The sequence below is a fragment of the Pantoea sp. Taur genome, assembly GCF_009830025.1.
GTDB classification, from domain to species: domain Bacteria; phylum Pseudomonadota; class Gammaproteobacteria; order Enterobacterales; family Enterobacteriaceae; genus Pantoea; species Pantoea communis.
In genome coordinates this window covers 100,724-113,860 of sequence record NZ_SZZZ01000010.1, presented here as the reverse complement: position 1 = coordinate 113,860, position 13,137 = coordinate 100,724, and the positions used below count along the sequence as shown (strand labels likewise).

Genomic DNA, 13,137 nt, shown 5'->3' with positions numbered 1-13,137 from the left:
CCCTCAGTTTTAATGGAGAACGTTATGAGCCCAACCCCTAAAGTGAAGATTTCCTCTGGCGGCGCTTATGAAGCCGTATTTGGCTACTCACGTGCCGTGAAGGCTGATAATCAGCTGCATATTTCCGGCACCTGCGCCACGCCGGATTTTGAAAAAGCGGATGCCTATGAGCAGACCAAATCCATCCTCAGCACCATTACTAAGGTGGTGCATCAGGCGGATATGGAAATGGAGGATGTGGTGCGCACCGTGGTGTATGTGCGCGATATGAATGATGCGGATAAAGTGGCGCAGGCGCACCTCGAGACCTTTGGCACCATCCGCCCGGCCAGCACCATTGTGCAGGTGGATTCGATGCTGCGTACCTGGCAGAGAGTGGAAATCGAAACCTACGCCATTCGCTAAATGGCTGGCAGCGCCCTTAACCGGGCGCTGTTGTTATAAGAATTCCTGCGCCTTCTGAATCAAACTGGTTTTGGTCAAGGCACCCATAAAGCGGCGCTCTTGTGGATTGTTGAGCACCGGTAAACGCTCCAGCGTCACGCGGGCAAAGGCCTCCCAGCCTTCACGCATACTCTGGTTCTGATAAATGCACGGGAAGTTATCATCCATCACGCTGCTGACCGGGGAATCCAGGGTGATCTCCTGCGATAACACTTTGCGCGAGATGTCATGGATCGATACTACCCCCAGAAACTGCCCCGCACTGTTGATCACATACACATAGCGTTCGCGCTTCAGCGAACTGACTGCCAGCGCCTGCCCCACAGACTCTTCCGGCTGGAGCGCCGCACCAGGAATGATCAGCTGATCTACGCGCATATTATCGAAATCGAATTTGGCTTCTGAGCGGCTAAAGTGGTTGCTCACCACCGGATAGGTGCTGGCCGATTGCAGTCGGTACACCACCATGGAAGCCAGCACCGAGGCGATCATGATCGGGAATAACAGGCTGCTGTTGAGCGTCATCTCCAGCACCATCAGCATCGCCATTAACGGCGCCTGACTCACGGCCGCTAATACCGCCGCCATACCAATCGCCGCGTAAAGCAGGGTATCGCCAACCGGCAGATGAAGTGCCACGCCCATCTGCGCCAGCGCCACGCCGAGCAGCGCGCCAATCAGTAGCGAAGGGGTAAACAGACCGCCCACCGCGTTCGATCCCACCGACAGCGTGGTGGCCAGGGTTTTGAGCACCAGCAGGCCAATCAATCCAGCCAGCACATAGTGACCATCGATAATCTTCACGATCACTTCGTAGCCGTTGCCCAGAATATCGGTGGATATAAGCGCCAGAAAGCCCACCGCTAAGCCACCAAGCCCCAGACGTGCTGGCAATGATTTAATACGACCAAATAGCGTTTTGCTGCGGGCAATCAACTTTATCAGCAACCAACCGGCAAAACCGGCCACCACGCCAATCAGAATGGTCATCAACAAACTGCTGATATCCATCTGGAACAAGGCTTCGGAGAGCGGATAGAGCGCACTGCGAAAGCCAAGTGACCACATGGTCATCACCGCCACCGCCGAGGCGACAATCAGCGGGATCAGCCGCTGCAGCGCCGAGATACCAAACGCAATTTCAGCGACAAATATCGCTGAGGCCAGCGGCGCGTGGTACACCGAAGAGAGCCCTGCCGCTGCCGCCATCGCCACAATATCGCTGTTACGCATCTGCGGGAACCAGCGGCCCATCAGGCTGCCACTCAGCGCGGAGAGCTGCACCATCGGCCCCTCTTTACCAATCGAAGCACCGCTGCCGATACTGGCAATCGAGGAGAGTGCACGAAACAGCGAAGTTTTGGTCGGCACCGCATCCAGGCGCGCGTTGATCACTTCGAGGTAATCGGTTTTGACCGTTTCCTGTTTCTCAATCGCCACCGCATAGCGCAGGAAGAACCCCGCCAGCACACCGCCCGCGCCCACCAGCAGCGGCCAGAAGATCCATGGCCAGACATGCATCGCCACGGTGATTTCGCTGTCGCTGTTAAACAGCAGGCGGTTAATCAAATCAATGACGCCGCGAAAGGCTAAGGTCACCAGCGACGCGACGAATCCCACGGGGATAGCAATCAGCAGTGTGGTCCAGTTCAATGCATGTTTACTTCCACTCACCCACGCGTCCCCACTAGCTGGTTAAAAAAATGTGCCGCATCATCATATTGGAATGCGGATCGCATGATCAAATTTCGTCTGACGAACGATCCGCTGAACATGCTACTCTGCCGCTTTACTGTTGCAGGAGTACAAAGCCGTGATTCGTTTTGCCATTGTGGGAACCAACTGGATAACCCGCCAGTTTATCGACGCCGCGCATGAGACCGGCAAAATGAAGTTAAGCGGTGTCTATTCGCGCCAGCAGTCACAGGCGGATGCCTTTATCGCTGACTATCCCTGCAAACTTACCTTTACTTCCCTCGACGATTTGGCGGCCAGCCCGGAAATCGATGCGGTGTATATCGCCAGCCCGAATGCGTTACACGCTGAGCAAGCGATGTTGTTTATGTCGCACGGCAAACATGTGATTTGCGAAAAGCCGATGGCATCGAATCTGCGTGAGGCCGAGGCGATGATCGCCTGCGCGCGCCAGCATCAGGTAGTACTGTTCGAGGCGTTTAAAACTGCCAGCCTGCCGACCTTCCTGCAACTGCAGAACACCCTGCCGCAACTTGGCAAGCTGCGTAAAGCGTTGATTAACTACTGCCAGTATTCATCACGTTACCAGCGTTATCTCGACGGCGAAAATCCCAATACCTTTAATCCGCGCTGGTCGAACGGCTCGATAATGGATATTGGCTTTTACTGCCTGGCCGCTGCCGTCACATTGTGGGGCGAACCGCAGCAGGTGAAAGCGCAGGCTTCGCTGCTGGAGAGTGGCGTCGATGCGCACGGTGTGGTGGTGCTGAGCTACGGCGATTTTGATGTCACGCTGCTGCACTCCAAGGTGAGCGATTCACTGATTCCGAGCGAAATTCAGGGCGAAGCCGGCTCACTGGTGATTGAGAAAATCTCGGAATGCCAGCAGTTACGCTTTATCCCACGCGGTGGCGAGAGCCAGAATCTGACGCAACCGCAGCATATCAACACCATGCTGTATGAAGCCGAGGCCTTTGCCCAACGGGTTAAGCAGCGCCAGGTCGAGCATCCGGCACTGGAAGCCTCGCGCATCACAGCAAAACTGCTGACGGAAATCCGCCGCCAGACTGGCGTGGTGTTCCCGGCAGACCAGGCTTAAGTGTAAATATTGCAGAATATTTCAAACTCCCCATTGAATACCTCAGCCGTTGGACGTATCTTGACCGCTGCAAAGGGGAGTAACTTGTAAGCTGATTGATCGTCATTACGATGCTAAACGCATCCGGTCGTCAGGCAACCCGGAATCTATTCTGAGTTGTAAGTGAGACCTTGCCTGAAGGCGAGGTTTGCTTGCAGCTTGATCAAAGCGGCTAACGTCTTCTGACTTAGCCGCTTTTTTATTTTCCGGACAGGATTACAACTATGCACACTGTAGGCACACCGTTACTCTGGGGCAGCTTCGCTGTTGTTGTGCTCATCATGCTGGCGATCGATCTCTTCTTACAGGGACGTCGCGGCGCACAAACCATGTCATTTAAGCAGGCCGCCGTTTGGTCGTTGGTTTGGATCTCCGTTTCCCTGCTGTTCAGCGCCGCTTTCTGGTGGTACCTCGAAGGCACCGCCGGCCGAGAAGTGGCGACCGCGCAAACCCTCGCTTTCCTCACCGGCTACGTGCTGGAAAAAGCGCTGGCGGTGGATAACGTCTTCGTCTGGCTGATGCTGTTCAGCTACTTCGCTATTCCGGCAAACCTGCAACGCCGCGTGCTGGTGTATGGCGTGCTGGGCGCGATCGTATTGCGTACCATCATGATCTTCGCCGGCAGCTATCTGGTGACGCAGTTCAGCTGGATCCTCTACGTGTTCGGCGCTTTCCTGCTGTTCACCGGCCTGAAAATGGCGTTTGCCAAAGAAGGCGATGACGCGGCAGTGGGCGACAAACCGGTGGTGCGCTGGCTGCGTAAACATCTGCGCATGACGGATAATCTCGAAGGCGAGAAGTTCTTCACCCGCAAAAACGGGGTGCTGTTTGCCACCCCGCTACTGCTGGTGCTGATCATGGTGGAGCTAAGCGATGTGATTTTCGCGGTTGATAGTATTCCGGCGATCTTCGCAGTGACGACCGATCCCTTTATCGTCCTGACCTCGAACCTGTTCGCGATTCTCGGTCTGCGCGCCATGTACTTCCTGCTGGCGAACGTGGCTGAGCGCTTCTCGATGCTGAAATATGGCCTGGCGATTGTGCTGGTGTTTATCGGTATCAAGATGCTGATCGTCGAGTTCTATCACATCCCGGTGGGCATCTCACTGTCGGTGGTGGGCGTGATTCTGGGCGGTACCCTGCTGATTAACGCCTGGGTTAACCACAGAAACGACCAGAAACACATCTCATCATAATCTTCTGCAGGGGCGGTAATCGCCCCTGCTTTGTTTCGCCAGCTGCAAATTTCACCTTTCATAGCTCTGTCACATTTCACATCGTCAGCAGATCAAAAAACCGATCTGCGCCGCACGTCCAGAATTATCTCTTCCCTCACCAGGACTTTTCCTTATACTCCGCCGGGCAAACCGTTTGGCGCGGAGCAACCGCGCACAACACTCATACCGCTATAAAAAGACCGAACTATGCTAAATAACTTTATTGGACGTCTGGGCGCGCTGTTCGCAGGAAGCCTGGTAAAACAAATCATGATTGGCCTGATTGCCGGCGTAGCGCTGGCGTGGTTCTCACGTGATGCCGCTCTGGCCGTAGGTCTGCTGGGTGAACTGTTCGTTCGCGCCCTGAAGGCGGTGGCCCCGCTGCTGGTGTTGGTTTTGGTGATTTCTTCGATTGCTAATCATCAACAAGGGCAGAAAACCAACATCCGTCCCATCATCATGCTCTATCTGTTGAGCACCTTCTTCGCCGCTGTGGTCGCGGTCACCTTGAGCCATCTGTTCCCGCAAACTCTGTCAATGAACGTGGGCGCAACCGAAATTTCACCGCCGTCTGGCATTACCGAAGTGCTGCACGGTCTGTTGATGAGCATGGTGGCTAACCCGATTGACGCGTTACTCAACGCCAACTACATCGGCATTCTGGTGTGGGCCATCGGCCTCGGTCTGGCTTTCCGCCATGCCAGCCCAAGCAGCAAGGCGTTTCTTACCGATGCTTCGCATGCGGCGACGTGGGTGGTGCGTTGCGTGATTCGCTGTGCGCCGCTGGGGATTTTTGGTCTGGTGGCCTCGATTCTGGCCTCAACCGGCTTTGGTGCACTTGAGGAGTACGCTACGCTGCTGGCGCTGCTGCTGGGATGCATGGCCATCATGGCGTTGATTGTGAATCCGATTCTGGTGTTCCAAAAGATTCGTCGTAACCCTTATCCGCTGGTGTTTACCTGCATCCGTGAAAGTGGCGTGACCGCGTTCTTTACCCGCAGCTCTGCCGCAAACATTCCGGTGAACATGGCGATCGCCAAACGCCTGAATCTTGACGAAGACACTTACTCCGTCTCCATTCCACTGGGTGCGACCATCAGCATGGCAGGCGCGTCTACCACCATCACGATACTGACGCTGGCAGCGGTGCATACCTTGGGGATTTCTGTGGATGTGCCGACGGCCATTCTGCTGAGTTTCGTGGCCTCGATTTGTGCCTGTGGCGCCTCGGGTGTGGCCGGCGGTTCGCTGCTGTTGATTCCTGTCGCCTGTAACATGTTCGGGATTCCAAATGACCTGGCGATGCAGGTGGTGGCCATCGGCTTTATCATCAGCGTATTGCAGGATTCCGCCGAGACGGCGCTAAACTCGTCGACCGATATTCTGTTTACGGCAGCGGTGTGCCAGGCGGAAGCCGAGCGCGAACCGCGTACGGTGTCTGAAGCAGAATAAATTGGCATTGCACAGGGCGGCATTCATGCCGCCCTTAAGATAAGCAGGTGTGATTGTTTTCAGATGCACATCGATCGCACCTGAGCTTTACAGCGTGACACCACTCTTAAATATCGCTAACTCGCGAAAATCATTGGCTTCGTTACGCGCCGGTTGACCGTTGGCAATCGCCACAATCATATCGACGAAATCGGCCAGCATCTCCGGCATACTCATGCCCTCAATCAAACGCCCGGCATTAAAATCAATCCAGTGCGGTTTCTTCTCTGCCAGCTGCGAGTTGGTGGCAATCTTCACGGTAGGCACGAATCCGCCATAGGGCGTGCCGCGTCCGGTGGTGAACAACACCATATGACAACCTGCGCCCGCCAGCGCGCTGGTAGCCACCGCGTCATTCCCCGGCGCACTCAGCAGATTCAGCCCCGGCGTATTCAGTCGTTCGCCATATTTCAGCACATCCACCACCTGGCTCTGCCCCGCTTTCTGCGTGCAGCCAAGGGATTTCTCCTCCAGCGTGGTGATACCGCCCGCCTTGTTACCCGGCGATGGGTTCTCATAGATCGGCTGCTGATGGTCGATAAAGTAACGCTTGAATTCGTTGATCATCGCCACGGTTTTATCAAAGGTGGCTTCATCCCGGCAACGGCTCATCAAAATGCGCTCTGCGCCAAACATTTCCGGCACTTCGGTCAGCACCGTAGTGCCGCCGTTGGCAATCATCTGATCGGAGAAGCAGCCCAGCATCGGGTTGGCGGTGATGCCAGAGAAACCGTCAGATCCGCCGCATTCCAGTCCGAACTTCAGTTCGCTGAGCTTGCCCGGTTGACGCTGATCGCCACGCATCACGTTGTACAGCGCATGCAGCCGTTCAAGGCCGGCTTCGACTTCGTCGTCCTGCTTCTGACACTCCATAAAGTGCACGCGGTCACTGTCGAAGCCGCCCAGCGTTTCGCGGAACACATCCACCTGATTGTTCTCACAACCCAGGCCGATCACCAGCACCGCACCGGCATTGGGATGGCGCACCATGTTTTGCAGCATGGTGCGGGTGTTTTCATGGTCCTGACCGAGCTGAGAACAACCAAACGGATGGCTGAACAGGTGCACCCCATCGATCCCTTCTGCCTCGTTGGTCTCCTTGAGGAAGCGCGACAGAATCTGCCGGGCGATGCCGTTCACACAGCCCACCGTTGGCAGAATCCACAGCTCATTACGAATACCGACTTCACCGCTGGCGCGGCGGTAAATCTGCACCTCGCGATCGCCGGCCTGAGCGGGGATATCGAGAAACTCCGGCTGGTAGTCGTACTCATCCACATCGCTCAAATTAGTGCGGGCGTTGCTGGAGTGAATGATTTCGCCAATGGCGATCGGGCGCGTGGCATGGGCAATCGGCAAGCCGTATTTGATCACCAGCGCATCCGTTGCCAGCGGCGTCAGCGCAAACTTGTGGCCCCGACCAACCTCTTGCTGCAAGGTAATGAACTGGCGATCAATCTCGACTTTGGTATCGGCAGGTAAATCGCGCAGCGCTACCGCCACGTTGTCGCGCGAATGGATTCTTATCGCATCTTGCATAGCGTTATCTCAGTTGTACCAGCGCCGTCCGCATCCCGTGGACAACGATGTTTTGCAGGTATTGGCTGACTGCGGCCACTAATCCGGGCCGCTGAGTGAGATCTTCGCCCCAGTGTGAGCGGTTGCTGAGTACCGCCTGCACCAGCTGTTCCGGGGTCAATGTGTCCTGGTTTACGGCTGGCCACAGTTCTGCGAACTGCTGCAACCAGTGGTCGTCGTCTTGCAAAGGCCACTGCTGGTCGCCCTGCTTGCCGCGATAAAACGCCAGTAGCGCGGCAAAGGCGAAGGTTAGGCGCGGTGGCCATTGGCCGGTTTGCTGCTGAGACAACAATAGCTGTGGCAGCAAACGGGTACGGAATTTGGTCATGCCGTTGAGCGCAATGGAGAGCAGCGCATGGCGGATAAACGGATTGCGGAAGCGACGCTGTACCGCATCGGCAAAGGCGTGCAGTTCATCGCGCGGCAGATCCAGCGTCGGGATCACTTCTTCACGCAGCAGCGCATCGACATAGTTCGCAATGGCGGCGTCATCCATCGCCTCGCCGACGCTTTCCAGTCCGGCCTGAAACGCCACCGGCACCATCGCAGTGTGCGCACCGTTGAGGATCGCTACCTTCTGGGCTTTGTAGGGCGTGATGTCATCAACGAACTTCACTTCCGGCGCCAGCGCGGCGAGCTTCAGTTCCTGCGCCAGCGCATCCGGCCCCTGAATGACAAACTGGTAATAGACTTCGCCCGCCACCAGATAGCGATCTTCGTAACCCAGCTGTGCAGCGATGTCAGTGCCATCGGCGGGATAACCGGTGACAATGCGATCCACCAGCGTGTTATAGAACGCACAGTGATCCAGCACCCAGCGGGCAAATTCCGGCGGCAGCTGCCAGTGCTTGATATAGCGCAGCACCAGATCACGCAGTGCATCGCCGTTGTGATCGATTAACTCGCACGGCACGATCAACCAGCCTTTCTCTGCCGCACCGGCAAAGTGGCGGAAACGCGCCCACAGCAGTTGCGTCAACTTGCCGGGGAAGGAAGAGGCTGGCGCATCCTCCAGCCGATCCTGCTCAACAAAGGCAATGCCTGCTTCGGTGGTATTAGAGAACACAAAGCGCATCTGCGGCGCACGGGCCAGTGCGAGAAAACCCTCAAACTGCTGATAGGGCTGGATCTCGCGATTGAGGCTGCGGATTAGGCGGGTTTCACTTACCTGCTCGCCCTGCGTGTTCAATCCACGGATCAGCGTGGTGTACAAACCGTCCTGCTGATTCAGTGAGTCTTCCACCACGCGATTGCGCGGCCGCACCACCACCACGCCCGCATCGGTGCCCTGATGCTCATTGAGCCAGTCGAGCTGCCAGTCAATAAACGCCCGCAGGAAGTTGCCTTCCCCAAACTGGATCACGCGCTCGCTATAGCTTACGCCGGGGAAATCGTGACGGTTTAGCCGCTGCATCATCAGGCTCCCAACTCAATGCCGAAGTAATCGCGCGCGTTGTTAAAGCAGATGTTTTGCACCATCTGCCCCAACAGCGCTTCGTCGGCTGGCGCTTCCCCGCGTTCAACCCAATTGCCGATCATCTGGCACAGCAGGCGACGGAAGTATTCGTGGCGGGTGTAGGAGAGGAAACTGCGGCTGTCGGTGAGCATGCCGACGAAGCGACTCAATAGGCCGATTTGCGCCAGCTGCGTCATCTGACGATGCATGCCATCAAGCTGATCGTTAAACCACCATGCGGAACCAAACTGCATCTTGCCGGGTTCACCTTCGCCCTGGAAATTGCCCGCCATGGTCGCCAGCACTTCGTTGTCGCGCGGGTTAACGCAATAAAGGATGGTTTTCGGCAGTGCATTGTTGCGGTTCTGCGCATCCAGTAAACGGCCCAGCGGGATCGCCATCGGCGCGTCATTGATGGAGTCAAAGCCTACATCCGGGCCGAGAATATCGAACTGCCGACGATTAGCATTACGCAGCGCGCCAATGTGATACTGCTGCGCCCAGCCGCGACGCGCATATTCGCTGCCAAGCCACACCAGCACCGCTGTTTTGAACTGCGCCACTTCTTCTTGCGTCGGTGCAGCACCTTGCAGGCGACGCGCCAGGATACTATCCAGCGTGCTTTCATCGGCCTCGGCAAACAGCACTACGTCCAGCGCATGGTCGGAGATTTTACAGCCGTGTGCGGCAAAATGATCGAGACGCAGGCTCAACGCGCGGCGCAGATCATCAAAACGTTGCACGCTGACATCGGCGACCTGTTCCAGGCGCTGAATCCACGGCAGGAAGGTATCCAGCTCAATGTTGAAAGCTTTATCCGGACGCCAGCTTGGCAGCACTTTAACGCTAAAGCTGGCATCGTCCGCCAGCGTGCGATGGTGCTGCAGATCGTCAAGTGGATCGTCAGTGGTACCGACCATTTTCACCTTCATCTGCTGCATGATGCCGCGTGCGCTAAAGGCATCCTGCGCCAGCAGCTCATTGCACTGCTGCCAGATGCGATCCGCGCTCTGCTCATTCAGCAATACATCGGTAATGCCAAACGGACGGCGCAGCTCAAGGTGCGTCCAGTGATACAGCGGATTGCCGATAGTGTGCGGCACCGTGCGTGCCCAGGCGTTGAATTTCTCGCGATCGCTGGCGTCGCCGGTGCACAGCGCTTCGGGTACGCCATTAGCACGCATCGCACGCCATTTGTAATGATCGCCTTTCAGCCAGATGTCATAGAGATTGGTGAAGCGGTAATTTTCGGCAATCTGCTGGGGCGGTAAATGGCAGTGATAGTCGAAAATCGGCTGGTCTTTGGCGTAGTCATGGTACAGACGACGGGCGAACTCGCTATCGAGTAGAAAATCCTCACTCATAAAACGCGACATACCTGCTTCCTCATGTTTGGGGCCAATTGGCTTCTGATTCAAAGTTATCATACCAATTTTGACGATCGGCAAAATTGTTTGCGATAGACCTCACAATAATGACAGTTTCCCTGTGGGTATATGGACAAAATAGTCAGCCACATTGCACTAACTTGCTGTTATAACGCCTGTTTAGCGGATCACACAGCACATGCAGGGTTTTTGTGATGGCATTCAACTTTTAAAGTTGTATAACAAGTTAATCTCTCGCCTCGTTGATGCCGAACCTCCTGGCACATCTCATAACAACAAGGCGGCAGGTCTGATTCGTCATCGCCGCCAGCGGGAGTGCTCAAGTGCTCCCCTACCTTTAATGGCAAGTGTTACGACAGACTGGAAGAGGTTAATGATGCGTAAGATCAAAGGGCTACGCTGGTACATGATTGGGCTGGTGACAGTGGGCACCATACTCGGTTACCTGACGCGTAATACCATTGCCGTGGCTGCGCCGACGCTGGAAACGCAGCTGGGTATTACCACCCAACAATATTCCTATATCGTCGCCGCCTATTCGGCGTGCTACACCGTGATGCAACCTGTGGCGGGTTATGTGCTGGATTTGCTGGGCACCAAAATTGGCTACGCGGTGTTTGCCATCCTCTGGGCGATCTTCTGTGCTGCCACCGCCATGGCAGGCAGCTGGGGCGGTTTTGCGCTGGCACGTGGCGCGGTGGGCGCGGCCGAAGCGGCGATGATTCCTGCAGGCCTGAAAGCCAGTAGCGAATGGTTCCCGGCCAAAGAGCGTTCCGTCGCGGTAGGCTACTTCAACGTTGGTTCATCGATTGGTGCGATGCTGGCGCCACCGCTGGTGGTATGGGCGATTCTGGCGCACAGCTGGCAGCTGGCCTTTATCATTACTGGCGTGCTGAGCATGGCGTGGGCGCTGTGCTGGTTAATATTTTATAAACATCCTAAACAGCAAACCAAGCTCAGCGATGAAGAGCGTCACTACATTATTTCCGGTCAGGAAGTACAGCATCAGACCGGCAATAACAGCAAAATGTCAGCCCGTCAGATTCTGCGTAATCGTCAGTTCTGGGGTATTGCCCTGCCACGTTTCCTCGCGGAACCGGCATGGGGCACCTTTAACGCGTGGATCCCGCTGTTTATGTTCAAGGTCTACGGCTTCAACCTGAAAGAGATCGCCATGTTCGCCTGGATGCCGATGCTGTTTGCCGACCTCGGCTGTATCGTCGGTGGTTACCTGCCACCGCTGTTCCAGCGCTGGTTTGGCGTGAACCTGATTGTGTCGCGCAAACTGGTGGTGACCATGGGCGCTGTGCTGATGATTGCACCGGGCACCATTGGTTTGTTTACCAGCCCTTACGTAGCGATTGGTTTGCTGTGCGTCGGTGGCTTCGCCCATCAGGCACTGTCCGGTGCATTGATCACCCTCTCCTCGGATGTATTTGGCCGTAATGAAGTGGCCACGGCAAATGGCCTGACCGGCATGGCCGCGTGGACTGCCAGCACCCTGTTTGCGCTGGTGGTGGGTGCATTAGCTGATACGCTGGGCTTCAGTCCGCTGTTTGCCGCGCTGGCAGTATTTGACCTGCTCGGTGCCTGTGTAATCTGGACCGTGCTGAAAAATCAGCCGGTATCTGAGCTGGACGTTCAGCACGTGGCACAACCGGCAACAGCTCGCACTTAATCTCCACGCTTTGGGCTGGCGCACGTCAGCCCATTTCCTCCACCCGGTCAAAGTGGTATAACAACTCATCCTTCCCTGCCACAGCGAACCGCGCAATGGATCTGAACGAATCCCGTCGTCTTTACCAACAACTCGCCAGTGAACTCAAACGTCGTATCGAGGCGGATGATTATCGTGTAGGCGATAAGCTGCCTGCTGAACGCCTGATCGCTGAAGAGATGGAAGTCAGCCGCACTGTGGTTCGCGAAGCCATCATTATGCTGGAAGTGGAAGGGTATGTTGAAGTACGTAAAGGCTCAGGCATCCACGTCATCAGCAATCAACAGCAAAACCGTGAGACCACCCCCAGCCAACTGGAATTTGCCAGCTTCGGACCGTTTGAGCTGTTACAGGCGCGCCAGCTTATAGAAAGCAACGTGGCCGAGTTTGCCGCCACCCAGGTCACACGCCAGGACATCATGGCGTTGATGGCGATTCAGGAAAAAGCCCGCCAGGAAGACCATTCTCGTGATTCAGAATGGGATATGCATTTCCACGTACGCATCGCTCAATCCACGCAAAATAGCGCGCTCGCCGCGATTGTCGAGAAGATGTGGTTGCATCGCCTGCACAACCCTTATTGGCTCAAACTGCACGAACATATTGATGCGCGCAACATCACCAGCTGGTGCGACGATCATGACCAGATTCTGAAAGCACTTATGCGCAAAGATCCCGCCGCCAGTAAGCTGGCAATGTGGCAGCACCTGGAAAATACTAAACAGATGCTGTTTAACGCCACCGCCGACGATTTTGAATTTAATGTCGACCGTTACATGTTTGCGGAAAATCCCGTCATCCTGCCGGAAGGTAATGACAATTCTTATTGATTCTGCTGCATTTCCAGGCGAATAAGTCAGTTAATCTGCAATAGTGTCAGCTCATGTAAAGCTCCTTTTGAGCATCTGCGTCAAAAGGTAAAACTCCTGTGCGAGCGCCACTTTACACTGTCTGACCTGCGTGATTTTTGTTACAGTTATCGCCCTTTTCTTACCCTTTGCGACAGGGCTTTA

Annotated in this window: 10 protein-coding genes; 6 read left to right on the top strand and 4 right to left on the bottom strand. The window is 55.6% G+C overall.

Annotation, left to right across the window (positions count from 1 at the left end; all coding sequences use genetic code 11):
* Positions 1-24: 24 nt before the first annotated feature.
* Positions 25-405 carry a Rid family hydrolase gene (locus tag FD744_RS15045; protein ID WP_080748220.1) on the top strand — a complete coding sequence of 127 codons (381 nt, stop codon included), beginning with the start codon at positions 25-27 and terminating at the stop codon, positions 403-405.
* Between the two features lie 33 nt (positions 406-438).
* On the opposite strand, the gene FD744_RS15040 is transcribed toward FD744_RS15045, so the two are convergent.
* Complete coding sequence (locus FD744_RS15040) at positions 439-2,118, bottom strand: chloride channel protein (RefSeq protein WP_160868607.1); 1,680 nt, start codon at positions 2,116-2,118, stop codon at positions 439-441.
* A 139-nt stretch (positions 2,119-2,257) separates the two neighbouring features.
* Between FD744_RS15040 and FD744_RS15035 the strand changes: the two genes are divergently transcribed.
* From FD744_RS15035 to sstT, 3 genes are all read left to right on the top strand, one after another.
* On the top strand, positions 2,258-3,238 hold the full coding sequence (locus FD744_RS15035; protein ID WP_160868606.1) for a Gfo/Idh/MocA family protein: 981 nt from the start codon (positions 2,258-2,260) through the stop codon (positions 3,236-3,238).
* Between the two features lie 263 nt (positions 3,239-3,501).
* Positions 3,502-4,473, top strand: a complete 972-nt coding sequence (locus FD744_RS15030) for a TerC family protein (protein ID WP_160868605.1) — start codon at positions 3,502-3,504, stop codon at positions 4,471-4,473.
* A gap of 228 nt (positions 4,474-4,701) precedes the next feature.
* Positions 4,702-5,946 carry a serine/threonine transporter SstT gene (gene sstT, locus FD744_RS15025; protein ID WP_160868604.1) on the top strand — a complete coding sequence of 415 codons (1,245 nt, stop codon included), beginning with the start codon at positions 4,702-4,704 and terminating at the stop codon, positions 5,944-5,946.
* Positions 5,947-6,033: 87 nt separating this feature from the next.
* Here sstT and FD744_RS15020 read toward each other — a convergent pair whose 3' ends face one another.
* Genes FD744_RS15020 through uxaC form a run of 3 tightly spaced genes read right to left on the bottom strand, consistent with a single transcriptional unit; the run spans position 6,034 to position 10,395 of the window.
* Positions 6,034-7,524 carry a UxaA family hydrolase gene (locus FD744_RS15020; RefSeq protein ID WP_160868603.1) on the bottom strand — a complete coding sequence of 497 codons (1,491 nt, stop codon included), beginning with the start codon at positions 7,522-7,524 and terminating at the stop codon, positions 6,034-6,036.
* A 4-nt stretch (positions 7,525-7,528) separates the two neighbouring features.
* Positions 7,529-8,977 carry a tagaturonate reductase gene (locus tag FD744_RS15015; protein ID WP_160868640.1) on the bottom strand — a complete coding sequence of 483 codons (1,449 nt, stop codon included), beginning with the start codon at positions 8,975-8,977 and terminating at the stop codon, positions 7,529-7,531.
* A 2-nt stretch (positions 8,978-8,979) separates the two neighbouring features.
* Complete coding sequence (uxaC, locus tag FD744_RS15010; RefSeq protein ID WP_160868602.1) at positions 8,980-10,395, bottom strand: glucuronate isomerase; 1,416 nt, start codon at positions 10,393-10,395, stop codon at positions 8,980-8,982.
* A 388-nt stretch (positions 10,396-10,783) separates the two neighbouring features.
* Here uxaC and FD744_RS15005 point away from each other — a divergent pair, with 388 nt between their 5' ends.
* Together FD744_RS15005 and exuR are read left to right on the top strand one after the other, a co-directional pair.
* A complete protein-coding gene (locus tag FD744_RS15005) occupies positions 10,784-12,085 on the top strand; it encodes an MFS transporter (RefSeq protein WP_097119559.1) in 1,302 nt (433 codons plus the stop codon).
* Positions 12,086-12,180: 95 nt separating this feature from the next.
* Positions 12,181-12,954, top strand: coding sequence for a transcriptional regulator ExuR (gene exuR / locus FD744_RS15000; RefSeq protein WP_034829188.1), 774 nt, complete (start codon positions 12,181-12,183; stop codon positions 12,952-12,954).
* Positions 12,955-13,137 lie beyond the last annotated feature (183 nt).

What these genes read in the sequence shown, in the direction of transcription:
- FD744_RS15045 (WP_080748220.1), top strand. Translation starts at nt 25, where the DNA reads ATGAGCCCAACCCCTAAAGTGAAGATTTCCTCTGGCGGCGCTTATGAA.
- FD744_RS15030 (WP_160868605.1), top strand. Translation starts at nt 3,502, where the DNA reads ATGCACACTGTAGGCACACCGTTACTCTGGGGCAGCTTCGCTGTTGTT.
- sstT (WP_160868604.1), top strand. Translation starts at nt 4,702, where the DNA reads ATGCTAAATAACTTTATTGGACGTCTGGGCGCGCTGTTCGCAGGAAGC.
- FD744_RS15020 (WP_160868603.1), bottom strand. Translation starts at nt 7,524, where the DNA reads ATGCAAGATGCGATAAGAATCCATTCGCGCGACAACGTGGCGGTAGCG.
- FD744_RS15015 (WP_160868640.1), bottom strand. Translation starts at nt 8,977, where the DNA reads ATGCAGCGGCTAAACCGTCACGATTTCCCCGGCGTAAGCTATAGCGAG.
- uxaC (WP_160868602.1), bottom strand. Translation starts at nt 10,395, where the DNA reads ATGTCGCGTTTTATGAGTGAGGATTTTCTACTCGATAGCGAGTTCGCC.
- FD744_RS15005 (WP_097119559.1), top strand. Translation starts at nt 10,784, where the DNA reads ATGCGTAAGATCAAAGGGCTACGCTGGTACATGATTGGGCTGGTGACA.
- exuR (WP_034829188.1), top strand. Translation starts at nt 12,181, where the DNA reads ATGGATCTGAACGAATCCCGTCGTCTTTACCAACAACTCGCCAGTGAA.